The 22095-nt window shown below is 68.3% G+C and carries 22 protein-coding genes; 11 read left to right on the top strand and 11 right to left on the bottom strand.

Annotated features, from left to right (window positions below; all coding sequences use genetic code 11):
• Positions 1 to 76: 76 nt before the first annotated feature.
• Positions 77 to 781 carry a glutathione binding-like protein gene (locus PcP3B5_RS14645; RefSeq protein ID WP_061561681.1) on the bottom strand — a complete coding sequence of 235 codons (705 nt, stop codon included), beginning with the start codon at positions 779 to 781 and terminating at the stop codon, positions 77 to 79.
• 96 nt (positions 782 to 877) lie between these two features.
• Positions 878 to 2263 (bottom strand): NAD-dependent succinate-semialdehyde dehydrogenase, encoded by a 1386-nt coding sequence (locus PcP3B5_RS14650; RefSeq protein ID WP_061561682.1) that lies wholly within the window; start codon positions 2261 to 2263, stop codon positions 878 to 880.
• A gap of 158 nt (positions 2264 to 2421) precedes the next feature.
• Between PcP3B5_RS14650 and ptrR the strand changes: the two genes are divergently transcribed.
• Entirely contained in the window at positions 2422 to 3294 is an 873-nt protein-coding gene (gene ptrR / locus PcP3B5_RS14655; protein WP_043272657.1) for a putrescine utilization regulator PtrR, read from the top strand.
• A gap of 133 nt (positions 3295 to 3427) precedes the next feature.
• Here the strand turns inward: ptrR and PcP3B5_RS14660 are convergent, their stop codons facing one another.
• The 8 genes from PcP3B5_RS14660 to PcP3B5_RS14695 form a co-directional block, all read right to left on the bottom strand.
• A complete protein-coding gene (locus PcP3B5_RS14660; RefSeq protein WP_058489540.1) occupies positions 3428 to 4957 on the bottom strand; it encodes a nucleobase:cation symporter-2 family protein in 1530 nt (509 codons plus the stop codon).
• A gap of 431 nt (positions 4958 to 5388) precedes the next feature.
• Positions 5389 to 6336 (bottom strand): phospholipase D family protein, encoded by a 948-nt coding sequence (locus PcP3B5_RS14665; protein WP_043272659.1) that lies wholly within the window; start codon positions 6334 to 6336, stop codon positions 5389 to 5391.
• Positions 6337 to 6781: 445 nt separating this feature from the next.
• Positions 6782 to 7306, bottom strand: coding sequence for a cytochrome c family protein (locus tag PcP3B5_RS14670; RefSeq protein ID WP_058072469.1), 525 nt, complete (start codon positions 7304 to 7306; stop codon positions 6782 to 6784).
• A 5-nt stretch (positions 7307 to 7311) separates the two neighbouring features.
• Positions 7312 to 7833, bottom strand: a complete 522-nt coding sequence (locus PcP3B5_RS14675; RefSeq protein WP_009622218.1) for a methylamine dehydrogenase light chain — start codon at positions 7831 to 7833, stop codon at positions 7312 to 7314.
• A gap of 20 nt (positions 7834 to 7853) precedes the next feature.
• Positions 7854 to 8492, bottom strand: a complete 639-nt coding sequence (gene mauD / locus PcP3B5_RS14680; protein ID WP_009622217.1) for a methylamine dehydrogenase accessory protein MauD — start codon at positions 8490 to 8492, stop codon at positions 7854 to 7856.
• A gap of 3 nt (positions 8493 to 8495) precedes the next feature.
• On the bottom strand, positions 8496 to 9035 hold the full coding sequence (locus tag PcP3B5_RS14685; RefSeq protein ID WP_061561683.1) for a MauE/DoxX family redox-associated membrane protein: 540 nt from the start codon (positions 9033 to 9035) through the stop codon (positions 8496 to 8498).
• Between the two features lie 13 nt (positions 9036 to 9048).
• Positions 9049 to 10197 carry an amine dehydrogenase large subunit gene (locus tag PcP3B5_RS14690; RefSeq protein WP_061561684.1) on the bottom strand — a complete coding sequence of 383 codons (1149 nt, stop codon included), beginning with the start codon at positions 10195 to 10197 and terminating at the stop codon, positions 9049 to 9051.
• Between the two features lie 187 nt (positions 10198 to 10384).
• Positions 10385 to 11875 (bottom strand): sensor histidine kinase, encoded by a 1491-nt coding sequence (locus PcP3B5_RS14695; protein WP_061561685.1) that lies wholly within the window; start codon positions 11873 to 11875, stop codon positions 10385 to 10387.
• A gap of 231 nt (positions 11876 to 12106) precedes the next feature.
• Here PcP3B5_RS14695 and PcP3B5_RS14700 point away from each other — a divergent pair, with 231 nt between their 5' ends.
• The 8 genes from PcP3B5_RS14700 to PcP3B5_RS14735 all read left to right on the top strand — a co-directional run bounded on the left by PcP3B5_RS14700 (position 12107) and on the right by PcP3B5_RS14735 (position 18933).
• Entirely contained in the window at positions 12107 to 13258 is a 1152-nt protein-coding gene (locus tag PcP3B5_RS14700) for an acyl-CoA dehydrogenase family protein (RefSeq protein ID WP_061561686.1), read from the top strand.
• Positions 13259 to 13280: 22 nt separating this feature from the next.
• Positions 13281 to 13652: a hypothetical protein gene (locus tag PcP3B5_RS14705; RefSeq protein WP_058072463.1), complete on the top strand. Its 372-nt coding sequence runs from the start codon at positions 13281 to 13283 to the stop codon at positions 13650 to 13652.
• A 3-nt stretch (positions 13653 to 13655) separates the two neighbouring features.
• Positions 13656 to 14162, top strand: a complete 507-nt coding sequence (locus PcP3B5_RS14710) for a nuclear transport factor 2 family protein (RefSeq protein ID WP_061561687.1) — start codon at positions 13656 to 13658, stop codon at positions 14160 to 14162.
• Positions 14159 to 15316: an amidase gene (locus tag PcP3B5_RS14715; protein ID WP_061561688.1), complete on the top strand. Its 1158-nt coding sequence runs from the start codon at positions 14159 to 14161 to the stop codon at positions 15314 to 15316. The genes PcP3B5_RS14710 and PcP3B5_RS14715 overlap by 4 nt, the downstream gene beginning before the upstream one ends.
• A gap of 10 nt (positions 15317 to 15326) precedes the next feature.
• Positions 15327 to 16610 carry an aromatic ring-hydroxylating oxygenase subunit alpha gene (locus PcP3B5_RS14720; RefSeq protein ID WP_061561689.1) on the top strand — a complete coding sequence of 428 codons (1284 nt, stop codon included), beginning with the start codon at positions 15327 to 15329 and terminating at the stop codon, positions 16608 to 16610.
• Positions 16607 to 17104, top strand: a complete 498-nt coding sequence (locus PcP3B5_RS14725) for an aromatic-ring-hydroxylating dioxygenase subunit beta (protein ID WP_043272669.1) — start codon at positions 16607 to 16609, stop codon at positions 17102 to 17104. The genes PcP3B5_RS14720 and PcP3B5_RS14725 overlap by 4 nt, the downstream gene beginning before the upstream one ends.
• 10 nt (positions 17105 to 17114) lie before the next feature.
• A complete protein-coding gene (locus tag PcP3B5_RS14730; RefSeq protein WP_061561690.1) occupies positions 17115 to 17855 on the top strand; it encodes an SDR family NAD(P)-dependent oxidoreductase in 741 nt (246 codons plus the stop codon).
• A gap of 124 nt (positions 17856 to 17979) precedes the next feature.
• The gene (locus tag PcP3B5_RS14735; protein ID WP_061561691.1) at positions 17980 to 18933 is read left to right on the top strand and encodes a PDR/VanB family oxidoreductase; all 954 of its coding nucleotides are present in this window, start codon (positions 17980 to 17982) and stop codon (positions 18931 to 18933) included.
• A 322-nt stretch (positions 18934 to 19255) separates the two neighbouring features.
• Here PcP3B5_RS14735 and PcP3B5_RS14740 read toward each other — a convergent pair whose 3' ends face one another.
• The gene (locus PcP3B5_RS14740; RefSeq protein ID WP_043272672.1) at positions 19256 to 19870 is read right to left on the bottom strand and encodes a response regulator transcription factor; all 615 of its coding nucleotides are present in this window, start codon (positions 19868 to 19870) and stop codon (positions 19256 to 19258) included.
• 238 nt (positions 19871 to 20108) lie between these two features.
• Here PcP3B5_RS14740 and hpaC point away from each other — a divergent pair, with 238 nt between their 5' ends.
• Together hpaC and PcP3B5_RS14750 are read left to right on the top strand one after the other, a co-directional pair.
• Positions 20109 to 20621: a 4-hydroxyphenylacetate 3-monooxygenase, reductase component gene (gene hpaC / locus PcP3B5_RS14745; protein WP_058489552.1), complete on the top strand. Its 513-nt coding sequence runs from the start codon at positions 20109 to 20111 to the stop codon at positions 20619 to 20621.
• 141 nt (positions 20622 to 20762) lie between these two features.
• Positions 20763 to 21761 (top strand): LLM class flavin-dependent oxidoreductase, encoded by a 999-nt coding sequence (locus tag PcP3B5_RS14750; protein WP_061561692.1) that lies wholly within the window; start codon positions 20763 to 20765, stop codon positions 21759 to 21761.
• Positions 21762 to 22095: the final 334 nt, after the last annotated feature.

Below are 22095 nucleotides of genomic sequence, written 5' to 3' on the forward strand. Positions count from 1 at the left end.
TTGAGCGAAGCGATACCCATCGCCACGGCCGCATGGGTTTCGCAAGCTCAACCCATCCTACGAAAGCACCTCTGCGTCAGCCCTTGCTCACGCTGGCCGCGGTCTGGCCGAAGAGGATCTTCTTGCCTTCCTCGGTCACCGACGGCCGCGACGAATACGCCTGGCCCTTCTCGTAGGCGCGCACGGTCGCCGGCCGTGCCGCTATGCCTTCGAACCAGCGCTTGAGGTGGGGGAAATCGTCCAGGTCCTGCTGCTGGCGCTGCCACGGCACCACCCAGGGATAGCTGGCCATGTCGGCGATGCTGTACTGCTCGCCGGCGAGGTAGGGCACTTTCGCCAGGCGCTTGTCCATCACGCCGTACAGGCGGTTGGTCTCGTTGATGTAGCGCTGCATGGCGTAGGGCAGCTTTTCCGGCGCGTACTGCACGAAGTGGTGGTTCTGCCCGGCCATCGGGCCCAGCCCGCCGACCTGCCAGAACAGCCATTCCAGCACCGTCTTGCGCCCGCGCACGTCGGCCGGCATGAACTGGCCGGTCTTTTCCGCGAGGTAGACGAGGATGGCGCCGGATTCGAACACGCTGATCGGCTCGCCGCCGTCCGCCGGGGCGCTGTCGATGATGGCGGGCATGCGGTTGTTCGGCGAGAAGGCGAGGAACTCCGGCTTGAACTGGTCGCCGGCGCTGATATCGACGGGGTGGATGCGGTAGTCGAGCCCCGCCTCTTCGAGGAACAGGGTGATCTTGTGGCCGTTGGGGGTGGGCCAGTAGTACAGCTCGATCATGGGACCTCCTGAAATGGCGACGCCCCGGCACCATGCCGGGGCGTGCAACGCCCGCGCCCAGGAGAGCGGCGCGGGCTGAAAGCCAAGGCTATAGCTTTACTTGCGGTCGATCCAGACGGTCTGCGGGTTGAGGAACTCGCGCAGGCCGAAGTGCGACAGCTCGCGGCCGAAACCGCTCTTCTTCACGCCGCCGATCGGCACGCGCGGGTCGGAGGCGGAGAAGCCGTTGATGAACACGCCGCCGCTGACCAGGCGCCGCGCCATGTGCTGGGCCTTGGCCTTGTCGGCGCTCCAGATGGCGCCGGACAGGCCGAACTCGCTGTCGTTGGCCAGTTCCAGGGCGTGCTCGGCGTCGCGCGCGACTATCACCGAAGCCACCGGGCCGAAGATTTCCTTGGCGAAGGCGGTGTTGCCCGGCTTCACGTCGGCCAGCACGGTCGGCGCGTAGTAGTTGCCTTCGCCTTCCAGCTTGTGGCCGCCCAGCAGCAGGCTGGCGCCGTCGGCGATGGCCTGTTGCACCTGGCCGTGCAGTTCGTCGCGCAGGTCGAAGCGGGCCATGGGGCCGACGAAGGTGTCGTCCGCCAGCGGGTCGCCGATCTTCAGCGCCTTGACCGCGGCCAGCAGCTTCTCGGTGAAGGCCGGGGCGATGGATTCCTCGACGATCATGCGCTTGGCGGCGATGCACACCTGGCCGCAGTTGCCGAAGCGGCTGGCCACGGCGGCCTTCACAGCGGCGTCCAGGTCGGCGTCGGCCAGCACGATGAAGGCGTCGGAACCGCCCAGCTCCAGCACGCACTTCTTCAGCGCGGCGCCGGCCTGGGAGGCGATGGCCGCGCCGGCGCCCACGCTGCCGGTCACGGCGATGGAGGCGATGCGGTCATCGACGATGGCCTTGGAAACCAGCGGCGGCTCCACGTTCAGCACCTCGAACACGCCCTCGGGCAGGCCGGCCTGCAGCCAGGCATCGCGCAACTGATAGGCGCAGCCCATGACGTTCGGTGCGTGCTTGAGCACGTAGGTGTTGCCGCCGAGGATGATGCTCACCGCGCCGCGCATGACCTGCCAGGTGGGGAAGTTCCACGGCATCACGGCCAGCACCGGGCCCAGCGGCAGGTAGGAGATGTACGCGCCTTCGATGCTGGTCTTCTCGTCTTCCAGCATGGCCGGGCCGTGCTCGGCGTACCAGTCGCAGAGGTTGGCGCACTTGTTGATCTCGCCGCGCGCCTGAGTGACCGGCATGCCCATTTCCCGGGCTTCCATGCGGGCCATGGGCTCGACGTTGGCGCGCAGCACCTCGGCCATCCTGCGCAGCACGGCGACGCGCTCGGCCACCGGGGTTTCGCGCCACTGGCGGAAGGCGGCGTCGGTACGGGCCAGGGTGCTTTCCAGCTGGGCGGCGTCCTCGAAGGGGTAGCGGGCCAGTTCCTGGCCGGTGGCGGGGCTGCGCGAGATGGCAGCGGGGATGGCGGCGATCTGGTTCATGGAAGGTCCTTGCACGGCAGGTGGGGCTGGCCGCCGTCGGTCGGCGGCGTCGGTTGTCCGGCCGGCGTCACTGGCGCCGGCATGGGGAAGAAAGTAAGGTGGCGCTTCATTCATGACAAATGAATAATTCAGAAAGGATCATTCTCCCGGAGAGAAACGTGGACCTGACCCAACTGGAGTTCTTCCGCGCCGTCGCCCAGGACGGCAGCATCACCGCCGCCGCGGGCCGCCTGCACCGCGTGCCGTCGAACCTGACCACGCGCATCAAGCAGCTGGAAAGCGAACTGGGCGCCGAGCTGTTCATCCGCGAGAAGTCGCGCCTGCGCCTGTCGCCCACCGGGCGCAGCTTCCTCGACTACGCCGAGCGTATCCTCGACCTGGTGGAAGAGGCGCGCCAGGTGGCCAGCGGCGCCGAACCCCACGGCAGCTTCTCCCTGGGTTCGATGGAAAGCACCGCGGCGGTGCGCATCCCCGAGCTGCTGGCGCGCTACCACCAGCGCTTCCCCAAGGTGCAGCTGGACCTCTCCACCGGCCCCTCGGGCGAGATGATCGACGGCGTGCTCTCCGGGCGTTTCATCGCTGCCTTCGCCGACGGCCCGGCCAACCACCCGCAGCTGGACGGCCGCCCGGTGTTCCAGGAGGAACTGGTGCTGATGAGCGCCCAGGGCCACCCGCCGGTGCGCGACGCCCGCGACGTGGCGGGGGAGACGGTGTTCGCCTTCCGCGACACCTGCTCCTACCGCAAGCGCCTGGAAGGCTGGTTCGCCGAGCAGCGCGTGGTGCCGGGCAAGATCATGGAGATGGAGTCCTACCACGGCATGCTGGCCTGCATAGCCGCCGGCGGCGGGGTGGCGATCATCCCCAAGGCGCTGTTCGACAGCCTGGCCGGCGGGCGCAACGTGACCATCCACCACCTGGCCCCCAGCCACGCCGAAGCCACCACCTGGCTGTTCTGGCGCCGCGGCACCGACACCCCGGCATTGCGCGCCTTCATCGGCCTGCTGGAACCGGAGCAGCGGGAGGCGGCGTAGGGCGTATAACCGCGAACGGTTATACGCCCTACGGTGCTGTTAGGGATCAGGATGACTCTGAACTCCCCGGCCCCTCAGGACAGCCCCCTCTCCCGCTTGCGGGAGAGGGTTGGGGAGAGGGCGCTCTTCGTCATCAATGCGCCGCAGCCTTCACCGTCCTTGGCGGCGCATGTTCGGCCTGTTCGTGCTCCTCGTCGATCACCGGCACTTCGTTGCCATCCTTGTCGTGCAGCCTGCCGTTGAGGAAGTAGTCGCCCTCGTTCAGCGCGGCGATGTCGCGGTAGCGCAGGGTGCGCTCCTCGGCGGCGACGAACACCGACTGCTGGTCCGAGTTGCCGGTCTTGAAGTGGTTGAACAGCAGGTTCAGGGCGATGGCCATGATGGCCGAGGAGCTGATGCCGGAGTGGAAGATGGTTTCCACCCAGCCGGGGAAGTTGTGGTAGAAGTTCGGCGCCGCGATCGGCAGCATGCCGAAGCCCAGGGCGGTGGCGACTATCACCAGGTTCATGTTGTTGTGGTAGTCCACCTTCGACAGGGTGCGGATGCCGCTGGCCGCCACGGTGCCGAACAGCACCAGGCCGGCGCCGCCGAGCACCGCCGGGGGCACCGCGGCCACCACCCGGCCGACCACCGGCAGCAGGCCGAGGGTCACCAGGATCAGCCCGCCGGTGGCCACCACGTAGCGGCTCTTCACGCCGGTCACCGCCACCAGGCCGACGTTCTGGGCGAAGGCGCTCTGGGTGAAGGAACCGAAGATCGGCGCCAGGATGCTCGACAGCATGTCGGCGCGCAGGCCGTTGCCCAGGCGCTTGGAGTCCACCTTGGTGCCGATGATCTCGCCCACGGCGAGGATGTCCGCCGAGGTTTCCACCAGGGTCACCAGGATCACGATGCTCATGGAGATGATCGCCGCCAGGTGGAAGGTCGGCATGCCGAAGTGGAAGATCTCCGGCATGGCCAGCATCGGGCCTTCGGCGACCTTGGAGAAGTCGGTCATGCCCAGGGCGTAGGCGATGCCGGTGCCGATCACCATGGCCAGCAGGATCGACAGGCGCGAGATAGCGGCGCTGCCCAGCTTGCTCAGCAACAGCACGATGACCAGGGTCACCGCGGCCAGGCCGATGTTCGCCGTGCTGCCGAATTCCGCCGCCTTGGGGTTGCCGCCCATGGCCCAGCGCGCGGCCACCGGCATCAGCGTCAGGCCGATGGTGGTGATGACCACGCCGGTGACCAGCGGCGGGAAGAACTTGGTGATGCGCGAGAACACCGGGGTGATCAGCAGGCCGATGGCCGAGGCCGCCATTACCGCCCCCAGCACCGCGGGGATGCCGCCGCCCTCGTAGCCGGTGGTGAGGATGGCGAGCATGGTCGCCACCCCGGCGAAGGACACGCCCTGCACCAGCGGCAGCTGGCTGCCGAAGAAGGGCAGGCCGAGGGTCTGCAGCAGCGTGGCAAGGCCGCCGGCGAACAGCGACGCGGCGATCAGGGTGCCGATCTCGGCGGGCGACAGGCCGGCGGCCTGGCCGAGGATCAGCGGCACGGCGACGATGCCGCCATACATGGTCAGAACGTGTTGCAGGCCGTACGCCAGGTTGGCGCCGACACCGAGGTTCTCGTCTTCCGGGCGAGTGCTGGAAGACGCTACAGCTGAACGGTCATTCATGGCTGGAGGACTCGCTTGTTTTTGTTGTGCCGAGCACTGTAAACACGGTTGTTCCTGTTTGGCTACTGCCTTGTATACAAAATCTCGTTCGACAATCTGAACTATCTGATTCGAAAGAGAAAATAATCTTCCGAGAAATGCGCAAGCGACCGCCTGCACGCCGTCCGGAGCGAAGCAAGAATCTGGCCAGGTCGTCAGGAATTTTGGATACAAGGGTGTCGCTGGTCGGCACGGCCCGCGTGGCGCGAGGGCATGGCCATTGCGTCGGCCATGGAGCCAGGTGGCCAGAGGGAAGAAGTGCACGGAAGTCGGGCGCCGCGGCCTCAAGATGGTGCCGCCTACGCCCGGCTTCACGGAATGCGGGCGCGCAAATGAAAAACGCCGCGACGGGGAACCGTTCGCGGCGTTTTCGCAAGCTGCCGGGAGGGGCTTCAGATCATGAAGCGCAGGATGTCCGCCCGGTTCATCTCGGTGCGGCCTTCCTCGTACCAGCGCGGGATGACGTCCTTCAGGCCTTCCTTGGTGTCGTCCAGGTTGAATGGCGCCGGGTAGCGCTTCTTGCGGTAGGAATAAATGTAGTAGGTGCCGTCGCGGTAGAGGATGCGGTCGAAGGTGTAGAAGCCGATGTGCGAGCCGTTGCAGCGCGCGGTCAGCACCACGTCGCCTTCCTCGTAGGGCAGGGCGCCCTCGGCGCATTCGTAGGTGAAGAACTCGCGCACGTCGTCCCAGTCCACGCCGCTACTGGCGCGCAGGAAGCCCTCGGCGGTGGTCTCGGAGTCCTCGGAGTGGTCGCTGTACCAGATGAACAGCGGGATGCTCTGATTGGACTCCTCGCCCAGCCAGCTCTCGCCGTCCAGGTACTGCGCGGTGCGCGCCAGGCCCGCCTGCATGCGGCGGTGGTTCCAGCGGTAGGTTTCCAGCGCCTCGTCGAAGGCCTCGGTCTGGGTGCTGGGCAGCACGCCTTCGGTGGCCTTCAGCTGTTCGACGCGGGCCAGGTGCTGCTGGTAGAGCGCGGCGTCCTGGATGACCACGGCGTTGTCGCGGGACAGGCCGACGCCCAGTTCGGTGAAGTTGGCGCTGCCGAGGATGACCACGTCCGGCTCGATCAGGTAGAGCTTCCAGTGGATGCTCTTCTGGTAGCGGAAGTCGACGGACAGGGCCAGGTCGTCGCCGCCTTCGCCGATGCAGTACTCGATGAAGTCCGGCGAGGTGAAGGAGTTGATGGTCCCGACCACTATGTCCAGACGGTTGCCGTTGGCGCGCAGGCTTTCCACCAGGGGTTCGGTGCCGGCGGCGAAGGCGGTGACGACCGTGATCTTCTTGTCGCGCTGTTGGCCGAGGTAGCCCGCGAGGTCGTTCCGATTATCGAGGATCTGCATAGGTTCTCCAGCAGCATGGGTTCCGCAAAATGTAGGCATTGTCGCACGCCGTTGGGGGAGGTTTCACGCTTGGCGCGTAAAGGCTTGCGGTAGAGCAGGGGGCTTGGTTTTTTTGTAGGAGCGAGCTTGCTCGCGAACCGTGCTCGCCGGCGATCATGGTATTTCCGGTTGACTCCGCACCCTCTCCCCAGCCCTCTCCCTGAAGGGAGAGGGGGCCAGACCGTGCCGAGAGAAGGAATGGTTTCAGCCGGAAACCTGCGGCGTTGCCGGCTGACTCGGGAAAACCAGACCGCGCCGAACGGTCCCCTCTCCCTTCAGGGAGAGGGTTAGGGAGAGGGAAAGGAGCTGAAATCGGCGCCGAAGCAACCAGCAAGCACCGTTCGCGAAAAGCCAACCAAAAAAAAGCCCGCCGTAAGGCGGGCCGAAGCGGAACCAAAGGAGTCTTTCAGTCGCCCATGCCATCCTCGATGGCGATGCCCTGCTTGCGCATCTGGGCGATCAGCTGGGCGCGGGTTCCCGGCAGGTTGAGCATGGTTTCGTGGCGAATCCCCGCCACTTCCTCCGCGCTGTACGGCTGGTAGCTGGCCGGCATGCTGTTGCCGGCCATGCCGTCCTTGCGCAGCAGCCAGTTGAGCATGTCCGCCAGCTGCGCATCGTTGAGCGCCGACATCGACATGCCCGGCACCCGCACCAGGAACTGGCGGCCGCCCTCCACCTTGAGGAAGTTGCCGACGAAGCCGAGCATCCTCGGCACGTCGTTGGCCTTGGAGCCGGCGCCGTCGGACAGGTGGCAGCCCGCGCACTGCAACTGGTAGTTGGTGGCGTTGCTGTAGCCGGCCTCGGCGATCGGCGTCTGCGGCGCCTCGTTGCCCGGCGCGTGTTTCTGGTGCGGGTCGGGGATGCTGCGGGCCTGGGCCGCCGAGGCGGCCAGCAGGCACAGCAGCGCGAGGGTCGGCAGCGAGCGCTTCATCTGCCTTATACCGCGACGCCGCGGATGACCGAGACGGTGCAGTGGTAGATGTGCGACTTGGCCGCCAGGCACCAGTTCACGTCGTTGTTGTTGAACGGACGGTAGGCCGGTTCCTCGCTGTCGTTGCGGGTGCAGGCGCACTGGTTGCAGCTGTGCTTACCGCAGCAGTCGTTATAGGAAATGATGTAGTTCTTGCCGTCGGCCGGGTTGTGGCAGGTGCCCACCCAGGCCACCTGCGACACCTCGGTGCCCGGCGGGCAGCTGGACACGCTGCCGCCGCAGCAGGAGCAGAGGAAGCCGTCGATGGAGCAGTAGCGCCAGTAGTCGCAGCTGTTGGGGTCGCCCGGGTCGCCGGCCATCGGCTTGTCGGCGGCCAGGGCCTTGCCGGTGCGGTCGATGGGCAGCAGCACCGGCAGGGCGGCGCCGGCCACCAGCAGCGAACCCATGCGCGAGAGCAGCTTGCGCCGCGAAGTGGTATCGGCGATGCGACGGGAGGAGCGCTCGAAGAGCTGGTCGAGGAATTTCATCGGTTATCCCTTTTTATTGTTCAGTGGGCGCTGTGCGAGTGCGCGTGGCCGGGCTCGTGGCTATGAACCTGAGGCTGCTGGGCCTGCAGGTACTGCTGCAGGGTGGCGCTGCCCAGGTGCTCGGCCTCGAACAGGCTGTCCAGGTGCTCGCGGGAGTTGACCAGGCCCTTGGCGCGGAGGATGCCGTTCCGGTCGATCAGCGCCGCGTAGGGCAGCTTGCCGATCTGATAGGTCATGCCCACTTCCGGGCCGACCACGTAGGTGGCGCCTTCGAGCTTGTGCTCGGCGATCAGCGCCTGCTGCGCGGCCGGCTCGCCGTCGCTGACGAAGACCACGTCCAGGCGCTGCGCCTGTTCCTTGGCGATGGACTTGATCGCCGGCAACAGCGACTTGCAGATCGGGCAGGTGGGCGAGAGGAAGAACAGCAGCTGGGCCTTCTCGCCGGCGTAGCCGAAGTTCACCGGGCGGCCGTGGCGGTCGGCGGCGGTGACCTGCGGAGCCGGCTCATTCACAGCGACGCCCTTGTCGACCATCAGCGCGCCGGCCGGGGCGATGCGCCCGTGCAGCACGCCGATCTGGCGCACCAGGCCCATGACGACGAATGCCAGTGCCAGCAGCAGGCACCAGAGCAGGATGTTGGAAACGATCATGGCTTCCATGGTTCACCTTCCAATGAGTTTGAGCAGACGGGGGCCGTTGGCCAGCAGGCCGTCGGCGGAGACGTAGAGGAGCAGGGCGACGGCGCTGGCGGCCAGCGTCACGAAGCCGTCGAACAGGCCCAGCTCGCGGACCTGCGGCGGCAGGCTGGCGAGCAGGGCCAGGGCGATGAGCACGGCGTTGCGCGCCAGCAGCACCGGGCGCAGCGGCTGGGCCTGGTCGGGCCCGGCGCAGCCGCAGTCGATGTCGCGGCGGCCGCGCCACAGGTTGACGCCGATGGCCGCGGCGTACAGCGCCAGCAGCGCGGCGGCGGCCAGGGCCGCCAGCGAACGGCTGGCCGGCACCAGCAGGGCGAAGGCGACGGCGCCTTCCACCAGCGGCAACACGCGGGCGGCCGGCTTGAGCAGGGCCTGCGGCAGCAGCTGGTAATCCTCCAGCTGCCGCGCGAAGCGCCCCGGCGCGCGCCACTTGTGGCTGGCGGCGCTGGCCAGGATCACCGCCACCGAGACGGCGCCGGCGATCACGTAGATGGGATCGGCTTGCATGGTCGTGCCTCTGTCAGTGGGTCAGGACCTGGGTGGCGGTCTTGGCGATCTTTTCCACGGTGCCGGTGTGCTTGCCGGCCTTCAGGTCGAAGATCTCCAGGCCGCCTTCGATGTTGGCGCCATACAGCAGCGGGGCGTCGTCGCTGGTGGCGGTCATGCTCCAGACCGGGGCCGGGGCGCTGAGGGTGCCGATCTTCTTCTGCGTCTTCAGATCGTAGACCCAGATGTCGGTGCTCGGGTCTTCCCACTTCATCGGCTCGTGCTGGTCGTGCATCAGCACGTACAGGCGGTTCAGCTTCGGCGCCAGGGCCAGTTCCTGCCAGCCGCCCGGGGCCCAGCCGGCCTTGCGCTCGGCGTCGGTGACCAGCGACCAGCTCGGCAGTACCTTGGGCTGCTTGCCGGAAAAGTCGATGGCATGGATGACGCCTTCGGTGGTGGTGAAGTAGTAGGTCTCGCCATTGTTGATGGCGCGCTCCACCAGCTTCTCCTTGTTCGGGTCGAAGAACGGCGTGCGGCTGCGGGCGGTTTCCTTGCCGTCCTCGCCGAGGGTCACCAACTGCACGCTGCCGTCGCCGCACAGCGAGGCGAAGGCGCGCTTGCCCACCGGGTAGTTGAGCACGCAGCCGGGGATGGCGATCTCGGCGGTCACCGCCTTGGCCTGGGTGTCGACCACGGTCACCGAGGTGGACGGGGTGAAGTTGTAGACGTAGGCGAAGCGGTCGTCGCCGCTGACCGCCAGGCCGTAGCGCTGGGTCAGGGATTCGGAGCGCTTGCTGGGGATCACCACTTCCCAGGACGGCGACAGGGTGGAGGTGTCCCAGGCGGTCAGCACGTCGGTGCGGGTGCCGCGGGTGCCGCGCGAGTAGTACAGGTCGGCGGTGTACAGGGTGTGCTGGTCGTGGCTGAGGGTCGAGGGCGCGGCGAAGCCGGTGCTGACCATGCCGAGCATCTTCTTCTGCGCCGGGTCCACCACGGTCACGCGGCCGGTCACGAAGCTGTCGAACTCCACGTCGACGACGTAGGCGCGGTGCGGGTCCGGCGGGAACGGCAGGGTCGTCTGGCCGACGGTCTCCGGCGGCAGGTCGGCGAATGCGCCGCCGACGGCGGCCAGCGAGACGCCTAGCGCCAGCGTGGTACGAGCAAGGATCCTGGTTATTCGCATGGGGGGTGGCTCCCTCGATTTTATTGGATGGTCGGACCGCGGACCGGTGTGGACAGAAGACTGCAGCCCTAGTCTGCCCGGCGTTGCCCGCTGCTGCCTTGTTCTGCGTGCCAAGCCCTTGTCTATCCCTGACAGGGCTTGTGCCGGCGTGCCAGGGCAAGCATCGGCGGGGTTTGCGCGGCGCGCCCTACCGTTGGTCGGCGGGTTTCACGCAGGGCAGGGCGATGCAGAACATGGCGCCATGGGGCTCGACGTTCTGCGCCCAGATGTCGCCGCGGTGGCGCGAGACGATGTTGCGGCACAGCGCAAGGCCGATGCCGTTGCCGCTGACCTTGGAGCTGAAGAAGCCGTCGAACAGCCGCTCCCGCGCGCCGGCGTCGATGCCGCGGCCGCGGTCCTCGACGCAGAGCAGGGCGCTGTCGCCCTCGCGGCGGGTGTGGATGCGCAGCCGGCGGCGCTCGGCGGGCAGCTCGGCCATCTCCTCGATGGCGTTGAAGGCCAGGTTGAGGATCACCTGGCCGATCAGTACCTTCTCGCAGCTCACCGGCAGCGCCTCGGCGCAGGGCGCCAGCTCCAGGCGCACGCCGGCCGGCTGGCCCTTGAGGTCGATGAAGTAGCGGGCGTCGGCCAGCAGCTCGTTGAGGTCGACGCACTGCTCGGCCTGCTCCAGGCGCACCACGTACTCGCGCACGCTCTTGATGATCTCCGAGGCGTGCTCGATCTGCCGCACCGCGCTGTCCAGGCCCCAGGCCACGTTCGGCTCGACCTCGCCCTGCTGGCCGAGGCGGATCACCGAGCCCTCGATGAAGTTGCGCGTGGCCGCCAGCGGCTGGCTCAGCTCGTGGGCGATGGCCACGGCCATCTCGCCCATGGCGTTGTAGCGCGCCAGGTATTCCAGCTTCTGCTCGCTCTGCCGCCGGGCTTCCTCGGCGCGCACCTGCTCGCTGACGTCGCGGAACAGCAGCAGGTGGCCCTTGAGGTCGTCCTCGATCTCGATGTAGCGGCAGGTGGCGTGGTGCCAGCGCCAGTCGCCGTCGCAACGCCGCAGGTGGTAGCCGACGCTGTAGGGCTCGCGGCTCGGCGGCGTGCGCGAGAGGTGCTGGAGCAGGCGCTGGCGGGATTTCTCGTCGCAGGCGTCGAGGAAGTTGCGCCCCAGGTGGCGGCGGTCCGCGGCGCCCAGCAGGGCCAGGGCGGAATCGCTGATGAAGCGGATGTCGCCGTCGGGGCCGAGCACCGCCACGCCTTCGGCCAGGTCCTGCATGAAGGCCTTGAGGCGGCTTTCGGTGCGCTTCAGCTCGCGCTTGACCTTGTCTTCCTTGGAAATGTCGCGGAACTGCACCATCAGCACGTCGCGCTCGGCCAGGTGGACCAGGGTGGCGGTCGCCTCGGAAAGAATGTCCACGCCCTGCTTGGAGCGGTAGCACCACTCGATGGCACGCTGCCCGGTGCGCGCCGCGCCCTCCAGCCAGCGCAGGCCGATGGAACGGCGGTACTTGGGCGCCGGGTTGGTCATGTCCGGGGCCTTCAGCGGCACCAGTTCCTCCAGGCTGAAGCCCAGGGCCTGCAGCGCGGCGCTGTTGGCCCAGAGGATCTCCTTGGTCTGCGCGTCGTGCAGCAGGATGCACAGCGGCATGGCCTCGATGAGCGCGTGGAAGTCGGTTTCGGCAGGCTGGAACATGGCGGGCAACTCTTGGCGATGCGCGTTCCCGGACGCGGGGCACGGCTTTTATAGCGCGCAGCCTAGCGCGTCGGCGCTAGGAAACAACCCGGCGGGCACTAGGGGATTCCTTTAGCGCGCGGGCGGCACGCCCCAATAGAGGCCCGCTCGGCACGCTCCCTACACTGGGCCCCATCGACGGCCGCCGGCTCCCACCGGACGGCCGGCCCACAAGAACACAGGGAGACGCCCATGCCGCGTTCAGCCGCCGCCACAGATTCGCCCCTCGCCAGCCGTGCCAGCCTGTTCGAGCAGGTGCTCGACGAGGTCCGCCAGCGCCGCGACGAGTTCGATGTCCGCTCCCACGTGCCGCGCGACATGATCGAGCGCTTCATCGAGGCCGGCATCTACCGCTCCGCCACCCCGCGCTGCTTCGGCGGCGACGCGCTGCCGCCGGCCGAGTTCCTGCGCCTGGTCGAGCGCATCGCCGAGGCCGACGGCTCCGCCGGCTGGGTGGCCAGCTTCGGCAGCGCCAGCACCTACCTCACCGCGCTGCCGCGCGAGACCCTGGCCGAGCTGTACGCCGAGGGCCCGGACCTGGTGTTCGCCGGCGGCCTGTTCCCCATTCAGCCGGCCGAGCAGGTGGAAGGCGGCTGGCGCGTCAGCGGCACCTGGAAGTTCGCCAGCGGCTGCAAGGGCGCCGACGTGCTCGGCGTCGGCATCGGCCTCGGCGGCCCCGGCGGCAAGCCGCGCACCGCGCTGCTGCGGGCCCGCGACGTGGAGATCGTCGAGAACTGGGAAGTGGTCGGCCTGAAGGGCACCGGCAGCCACGACCTGCGCCTGGACAAGGTCTTCGTGCCCGACGCCTGGACCTTCATCCGCGGCGGCCAGAGCAGCATCGACGAGCCGCTGTACCGCTACCCGACCATCGCCTACGCCGCCCAGGTGCTGGCGGTGGTCAACCTCGGCCTGGCCCGCGCCGCCCTCGACGAGATCGCCCGCATGGCCTCCGGCAGCGGCGTGACCGGCGCGCCCAGACTGGCCGACCGCGCCTACGTGCGCATCGAGCTGGGCAAGGCCGAGGCGCAGCTGCACGCCGCGCGCGGCTTCTTCTACGACGCCACCGGGCAGGTCTGGGAATCCATCCTCGCCGGCAATGCCGTGACGCCCGAGCAGGTCAGCCTGCTGCGCCTGTCCGCCGTGCACGTGTCCCGCGCCGGCGCCGAGGTGGTGCAGCGCGCCTACGCCCTGGCCGGCACCACCGCCATCTACCTGCGCCACCCGCTGCAGCGCTACCTGCGCGACGCCATGGTGGTGACCCAGCACGCCTTCCTCAGCGACGGCATGTACGACGGCGCAGGTTCCGTGCTGCTCGATGTGCCGCCGTTCCCCGGCTACCTCTGATCGACCACAAGGACAACAAACCATGACCCGACCCACCGCCGAACCCATGCGCGTGCTGTTCTGCATCGGTATCACGCAGAACTTCTTCGACCTGCCCACCGGCGAAGGCATCAGCGTCTGGAAGGGCTTCAGCCAGATGCTGGGCGAACTGGGCGCGCTGCCCGGCATGAACGTGCTTGGCGTGCTCGACGACGACCGCCTGATGGTCGGCGCCTCCAGCACCGCGCCCTGGACCGTCTACATCATGGCCGACGTCGACTGCCACCAGACCGTGGTCGACGCCTGCAACCTGTTCCGCACCGTGCAGGTCGGCCAGTACAGCCTGTGGAAGTACGCCCGGATCGAGGCTCGCGTCGGCCGCCCGCTGAGCATTCCCGAAGCGGCGCGGAGCTGAGCCATGGGCCAGGCCCTGGAGCAGTTGCAAGCACGCCTGGCGCGCCTTGAAGGCGAGGCCGCGGTGCGCCGCCTGATGGCCCGCTACATGGACCTCTGCGACGTCCCGCGCGACAGCCTGGCGCTGCAAGCCGAGCTGGCCGGGCTGTTCGCCGAGGACGCCGTTTGGGAAGGCCTGGGCGCCCGCGCCGGGCAGAGCTTCGGCCGCCATGAAGGGCGTGCGGCGGTGGCGGCGTTCGTCGCCGGCTACCTGCCGCCGGCCGAGCATTTCGCGCTCAACCTGCACTTCCTCGGCAGCGAGTCGATCGAGGTCGGGGAGAGCGGCGACACCGCGCGCGGCCAGTGGCTGATGCAGCAGCTGTCGACCTACGTCGACGGCCGTAGCGAGCTGTTCGGCACCCGCCTGAACCTGGACTTCCGCCGCGTCGGCGAGGCCTGGCAGATCACCCATTTCCGTACCCGGCGGCTGCTGGCCATGCCGCTGGGCGCACTCGCGGAGGGCGAGGCATGAGCATCTTCGTCAGCGAATTCGTCATTGAATTAGAACCTGGCGGCGCCGGCAAGCGCGTCGCCGTCAAGGACACCATCGACATCGCCGGCCATCCGACGCGCTGCGGCAGCCGCGCATTGGCCGACAGCGCGCCCGTGCAACACCACGCCGAAGTGGTGCAGCGGGTGCTGGACGCCGGCTGGCGCATCGTCGGCAAGACCAACCTGCACGAGCTGGCCTTTGGCGTCACCGGCATCAACGACTGGAGCGGCACGCCGCTCAACCCGCAGGCGCCGGAGCGCGTGCCCGGCGGCTCGTCCAGCGGCTCCGCCGCGGCGGTTGGCGCGGGCCTGGCCGATATCGCCCTGGGCACCGACACCGGTGGCTCGGTGCGGGTGCCGGCGGCCTGCTGCGGCGTGGCCGGGCTCAAGCCGAGCTTCGGCCGCGTCAGCCGCGTGGGCGTACATCCGGAACACAGCAGCCTGGATTGCGTCGGCCCGTTCGCCGCGAACATGGCCGACCTCGTCGCCGCCATGCAGGTGCTCTGCCCCGGCTTCGGCGCCGTGAACCTGCCCGGCGCCAACGCCCGCGTGGCCTTCCTCGAAGTGCCCGCCGACCCGCACATCCAGGCCTGCCTGGGCGCCGCCGCCGACCGCGCCGGCTGGCGCCGGGCGAGCCTCTACCTGGGCGAGTTCGAGGCGGCCTTCGAGGCTGGCCTGGTGGTCATCAACCACGAGAACTGGGCGGCTCTGGGCCAGTTCACCGGCAAGGGCTTGCTGGGTGCCGACGTCGAGCAGCGCCTGCTCGCCGCCGGGCGCACCGGCGCCGCGCAGCTGGCCGAGGCCGAAGGCGTGCGCGCGAGCTTCACCCGCGCCATCGATTCCGCCCTGGACGATTACGAAATCCTGCTGCTGCCGACCCTGGCCAGCCTGCCGCCGCTGCTCAGCGATGCGCGCAGCGGCAAGAGCGTGGCCGCGCTGACCTCCCTGGTCCGCCCCTTCAACCTCAGCGGCCACCCGGCGCTGAGCGTGCCGGTGGAGCTGGAGCACGGCGGCCTCAAGGTCGGCCTGCAGATCGTCGGCCGCAAGGGCGACGACGAACGCGTCTGCGCCTTCGGCGCGCAGCTGGAACAGGCACTGGCCGCCGAGCGGCCGACGAACAAGAAAATGGCATGAGGAGACATCCATGAGCGCCCCCGAGTACCGGCTGATCGCCAAGACGGGCAGCCCCGAGCAACTGGTCCAGAGCGACCGCGTCGACGTTTCGCTGTACCACGACCCGGCGCTGTTCGAGGCCGAGCTGGAGAAAATCTTCTACCGCACCTGGGTGTGGGTCGCCCACGACAGCGAAGTGAGCAACCCCGGCGACTTCAAGACCACGATGATCGGCCGCCGCCCGGTCATCGTGGTGCGCGATAAGAAGGGCCAGGTCAACGTCCTGGAAAACCGCTGCCGCCACCGCGGCGCCACCGTCTGCGAGAAGCACAAGGGCAACGCCACCGGCTTCACCTGCCCGTACCACAGCTGGTCCTACGGCCTGGACGGCAAGCTGCGCGCGCTGCCGTACCCGGACGGCTACGAGGACATCCTCGACAAGGCCGAGCTGCCGCTGACCAGCCTGCGGGTGGAAAGCTACGCCGGCATGATCTTCGCCAGCTACGACGCCGACATCGAGCCGCTGGAAGACTTCCTCGGCGGGGCGAAGCACTGGATGGACCTGTTCATGAAGCAGGGCGCCGGCTTCCCGATCAAGGTCCAGGGCGAACACAAGTTCACCTTCAAGGGCAACTGGAAGATCCAGCTGGAGAACACCACCGACGGCTACCACTTCCCCATCGTGCACAAGTCGTGGATGTCCTCGGTGGACGACGAGACCAGCGAGATGCTCTCGTTCATGACCGACCCGCAGGCGGTGACCCACGCCCTGGGCAACGGCCACAGCGTGATGGTGATGGTGCCCGAGCACGTCGACCTCGACCACGACGACGGCACCGAGCAGCTGCAGGAGCGCTTCGCCCACGTCACCGAGGAACTGTCGAAAACCATGGAGCCTGCACAGGTGCGCCGTATCGTCCGCTCGCTGCACGGCGCCGGCTTCAACCTCAACCTGTTCCCCAACGTGGCCATGTCCATGTCGTTCTTCCGCGTGTTGCGCCCGGTGTCGGTCACCGAGACGGAAATCCGCCACGTCGCCCTGGGCATGGACGGCGGCCCGGAGATCGCCAACCGCGAGCGCCTGCGCATCCACGAGCACTTCCAGGGCCCGTTCGGCTTCGGCAGCCCGGACGACGCCGAGGCCTGGGACCGCGTGCAGCGCGGCTCCTACGCCGGCCCCGACGCGCCGATCCTGGTCAACCGCGGGCTTAACCGCGAAGTCGTGGCCGAGAACGGCGACAAGGTTTCCCATGCCACCGACGAAGGCGGCATGCGCGAGGCCTACCAAATGTGGAAAAGGATGATGAGCCAATGAGCAACGACACCCTGAACGGCTTCTCCGGCCCGCTGGCCAAGGCCATTGAATTCATCTGGCGCGAGGCCGAGCTGCTCGACCGCAAGGACTACGCGCAGTGGAGCGGACTGTGGAGCGAGGAAGGCATCTACGTGGTGCCCATCGACGCCGAGGGCGACGACTTCGCCGCCAGCCTCAACTACGCCTTCGACGACGCGCGCATGCGCGCCCTGCGCATCGAGCGCCTGAGCGCCGGCTTCTCGCCCTCGGCGGTGGATTCGGCGAAGACCGTGCGCACGGTGTCGCGCTTCCGCCTGGTGGAGGCCGCCGGCGATCTGGTCGAAGTGCATTCGGCGCAGATCCTCTACGCCTACAAGCGCGGCGTGCACACGCCCTTCGTCGCCGACCTGGAGCACCGCATCCGCTTCGCCGCCGAAGGCCCGCGCCTGGAGCGCAAGGTGGTGCGCCTGATCAACGCCCAGGACGCCCTGGGCGCCATCGGCTTCCTGCTCTGAGGATGCAGCCATGACCCGTACCGCACTCGTCACCGGGGCCTCGCGCGGCCTCGGCGAATGCATCGCCCGGCGCCTGCATGGCGCCGGCTACCGCGTGGCCCTGGCCGACGTGCGCCTGGGCGACGCCCAGCGCCTGGCCGATGAACTCGACCCCAGCGGCGCCAGCGTGCTGGCGGTGGAGCTGGACGTGCGCGAGAAGGCCGACTTCGAACGCGCCCGCGACCTGCTGCAGGCCAGGTGGGGAGGCTGCGACATCCTGGTGAACAACGCCGGGGTGTCCAGGGTCGCCGCGCTGATGGACATCACCCCGGAGGAGTTCGACGCCTCGCTGGCGGTGAACCTGCGCGGCACCTTCGTCGCCTGCCAGGTGTTCGGCGCGCACTTCGCCAGCCGTGGCTTCGGCCGCATCGTCAACATCGCCTCCCTGGCCGGGCAGAACGGCGGCACCGCCACCGGCGGCCACTACGCCGCGGCCAAGGGCGGCGTGGCGACGCTGACCAAGGTTTTCGCCCGCGAACTGGCGCCGGCCGGCGTCACCGTCAACAGCATCTCCCCGGGCCCGCTGGACCTGCCGGTGGTGCGCGAGACCGTGGCCCCGGAGCGCCTGGAACAGATTCTCAAGACCATCCCGGTGGGCCGCCTGGGCGACCCGGACTACGTGGCCGACAGCGTGCTGCTGCTGGTCGCCGACAACGCCAGTTCGGTGACCGGCGCCTGCTGGGACATCAACGGCGGCCTGTTCATGCGCTGAGGTTTACGCAGGACTCCCAGCACACACCATACAATCCCCTCTCCCTTCAGGGCGGGCCGCGTAGGCGAGGGCCGGGGAGAGGGTGCCGAGCCCATCAATACACTACGCCTTGCAGGTAACAACAATGATGAAGGTAAGAATCGAAAGGATCGTCGACGAAGCCCTGGGCATCCGTTCCTTCCGCCTCGTGCGCAGCGACGGCCAGCCGTTCGATGCCTACGAGCCGGGCGCCCACGTCGACGTCACCGGCCCCACCGGGGTGACCCGCCAGTACTCCCTGTGCAGCCCGCCGGAAGACCGCGCCGCCTACCTGGTGGCGGTGAAGAAGGAAGCCGCCTCCCGCGGCGGCTCCGCGGCCCTGCACGAGCAGGTGGAAGAGGGCATGGAGCTGGAAATGGGCGCCCCGCGCAACCTGTTCCGCCTGGCCGCGGAAGCCCGCGAGCACGTGATGTTCGCCGCCGGCATCGGCGTGACGCCGCTGCTGAGCATGGCCTACAAGCTCAACGCCCGGGGCGAACCCTACGTGCTGCACTATTTCGCCCGCTCGCCGGAGCACGCGGCCTTCGTCGAACTGCTGTCCGGCCCGGTGTTCGCCGGCAAGGTGGAGTTCCACTACGGCGTGGAGCCGGCCGACCTCGAAGCCGAGCTGGCCGCCAGCCTGGCGCGCGCCCCGGCAGCGGCCCACGTCTACACCTGCGGCCCGGCGCCGTTCATGAACAAGGTGGTGGACGTCGCCAGGCGCAGCCGCAGCGAAGACGCCATCCACCTGGAACACTTCCAGGCCGACCCGGCCGCCAACGCCGTCCCGGCCGGCAGCTTCGAAGTGGAACTGGCCAGCAGCGGCGTGGTACTGCAAGTGCCGGCCGACGCCAGCCTGGTGGACGTGCTCCAGGCCCACGGTTGCGACATCGACACCGAATGCCGCGAAGGCATCTGCGGCACCTGCATCGTGGAAGTGCTGGAAGGCGAGCCGGAGCATCGGGACAACTGCCTGTCGAGCAAGGAGAAGGCTTCGAACAGGCAGATTTGCGCCTGCGTTTCGCGGGCCAGGTCGGCGCGGTTGGTGCTGGACCTCTGACACCTGCTTTTCGTAGGAGCGAGCTTGCTCGCGAACGGGAGTCTGCCGGCGGCATTGGTGCCTTGGGTTGACTCCGCCCCCTCTCCCCAGCCCTCTCCCTGAAGGGAGAGGGGGCTTGTCCGTGCCGAGAAAGCTGATGGTTTCCGCCGGAAACCGCCGAGGTCGCCGGCTAACGCCAAAACATCAAACCCTGCCCAACGGTCCCCTCTCCCTTCAGGGAGAGGGTTAGGGAGAGGGAGCAAGGCAGGCCGAAAGCACCGTTGTTCCAGGGAGATACGGTTCGCGAGCAAGCTCGCTCCTACAGGAAAGCCCCGAAGCTCCCCTACGGCACCCCCAGATCCAACACCTCCCGCACCAACAGCGCAATGCTCGAAACCCCCATCTTCTCCTTGATCTTGGTGCGGTGCACATCCACCGTCTTCACGCTGATGTTCAGCTCGCGGGCGATCACCTTGCTGGCCTTGCCGTCGATCACCATGCCCAGTACCTCGCGCTCGCGCCCGGTGAGCAGGTCCAGGCGCTGCTGCAGCTGGCGCTTCTGCTCGGCGCCGGCGTGCACCTGCACCGCGGCTTTCAGCGCGGCCTGGATGCGCTCCAGCATCTGCTGCGGGTTGTAGGGCTTCTCGACGAAATCCAGCGCGCCGTTCTTCATCGCCTGCACCGACATGGGGATGTCGCCGTGGGCCGAGACGAAGATGATCGGCAGCGCCGCGCCGCGCTCGTTGAGCATGGCCTGCAGCTGGAAGCCGCTGGTTTCCGGCATGCGCACGTCGAGCACGAGGCAGGCGGGGCTGCTGGCGTCGTAGTGGGCGAGGAATTCCTCGGCGCCGGCGAAGCACTGCGCCTGGATGCTGACCGACTCCAGGAGCCAGGCCAGCGAGGTGCGCAGGTCCTTGTCGTCGTCGACGATGTAAACAACGGGTTTGCGGGTATCCATCAGGGCACTGCCACGGTTCTTCTTATTAGGTCTGGCTCGCAGTCTTCGCTGCGGCACGCACGGGCGGGCGCACAGGCGCCCAGGGGCCAGCATACCCAGGCGGCGCCGGGCTGGCGATAAAGAAACCCCCTAGTCGACTAAAGGCCAGCCACCGCCGCCATGGGATTCGCCTGGATACCGCGCCTGGCCGCGGGGCCGTAGATTGGCAAGCATCGACAACCGGCCACAAGGGCGCGCCATGAACAACCTGAGCCAGACCCAGATCGACTTCCGCAACGCCATGGCGCGGCTGCCCGCCGCGGTGAACATCATCACCAGCGACGGCCCCGGCGGGCGCTGCGGCATCACCGCCAGCGCGGTCTGCTCGGTCACCGACTCGCCGCCCACGGTGCTGGTGTGCATCAACCGCGGCAGCGCCAGCCACGAACCCTTCCGCGCCAACGGCCACCTGTGCATCAACGTGCTGCGTGGCGAACAGGAGGAACTGGCCCGGCACTTCGCCGGCATGACACAGGTGCCCATGGAGGAACGCTTCGCCTCGGCCCTGTGGGAAGAGGGCTGCGCCGGCGTGCCGGTGCTGCGCGATGCCCTGGTGACCCTGGAGGGGCGCATCAGCGAGTGCAAGGAAGTCGGCTCGCACTCGGTGCTGTTCGTCGAACTGGAACGCGCCGCGGTGCGCGAGCAGGGCGACAGCCTGGTGTACTTCAACCGCCTGTTCCATCGCCTGGACGGTGTGTCGGCGGCGGCCTGAGGGCCGGGGCAGGGGGCTTTCATCACTGCGCGGCATGATGACTATCGACGCCGACGCGTGGTCATGCGCCAGGCATGTGGTTAGAGTCCGGCTCAAAGCCACGCCCGCGCGCCTGCCGCGCGGGCCCTGACCGGAGCCTCCATGAAGTCCCTGTCCGAAACCGCCTTTTCCATGCTCGACCTGGTGCCCATCCGCGACCAGGGCACCGTCAGCGAGGCGCTGAACAACGCCGTCGAGGTGGCCCGCCACGTCGAGCGCCTTGGTTTCACCCGCTACTGGCTGGCCGAGCACCACAACATGGACGGCATCGCCAGCTCGGCGACTTCCGTGCTGATCGGCCACATCGCCGGCAAGACCGCGCGCATCCGCGTCGGCTCCGGTGGGGTGATGCTGCCCAACCACCCGCCGCTGGTGATCGCCGAGCAGTTCGGCACCCTCGCCAGCCTTTACCCGGGGCGCATCGACCTGGGCCTGGGCCGCGCCCCCGGCGCCGACCAGGCGACCATGCGCGCCCTGCGCCGCGACCGCATGCTCGGCGACGGCGAAGACTTCCCCGAGCAGGTCGCCGAGCTGGAAATGCTCCTCGGCCCGCGCCGCCCGCAGCAGAGCCTGCTGGCCATCCCCGGCGAGGGCACGCGGGTGCCGATCTGGCTGCTCGGCTCCAGCCTGTTCAGCGCCCGCCTGGCGGCGGAGAAGGGCCTGCCCTATGCCTTCGCCTCGCACTTCGCGCCGCGCTACCTGCACGACGCGCTGCGCATCTACCGGCAGAACTTCAAGCCTTCGGCCATTCTCGAACAGCCCTACGCGATGATCGGCGTGCCGCTGATCGCCGCGCCCACCGACGAAGAGGCCGAGTACCTGGCGACCACCGCGTTCCAGCGCGTGCTGGCGCTGATCCGCGGCGAAAGCCTCAAGCAGAAGCCGCCGGTGGAGCGCATGGCGGGCCTGTGGCTGCCCCACGAGCAGGAGGCGGTGGGCAACTTCTTCGGCCTGGCGGTGATCGGCGGCCCGGAGAAGGTGCGCAGCCGCCTGGAAATCCTCGTCGAGCAGACCGAGGCGGATGAGATCATCTTTACCAGTGATATCTACGACCATGCCTTGCGCTTGCGTTCGTTGGAGATTGTTGCTGGGTTGCGTTGAGGTCATCGACGCTTTGGTGTTTGTCGGTAACTTTGGCGCTGGGGGGAATTCCTTTCCCTCACCCCAGCCCTCTCCCAGAGGGAGAGGGAGCCCGTTCGGCGCAAGCTGGGAGTTCCATGCTCGCCGGCCACTCCGGTGCTGCCGGCGAACACCATTCTCACCACAGGCACGGACGGCCCCCTCTCCCCCCGGGAGAGGGCTGGGGTGAGGGGGCGAAGCCAACCCCAGGCACCCCCACCCCCAGCCACTCCCCGCTGTCCAATCCGCTCATCCACATAAGTCCCTTTCGACATTGCCGCGGCAACCGCCCGGCGCGAACATCCCGCTACTCCCT

Origin of the sequence: Pseudomonas citronellolis (assembly GCF_001586155.1) — a bacterium.
GTDB classification, from domain to species: domain Bacteria; phylum Pseudomonadota; class Gammaproteobacteria; order Pseudomonadales; family Pseudomonadaceae; genus Pseudomonas; species Pseudomonas citronellolis.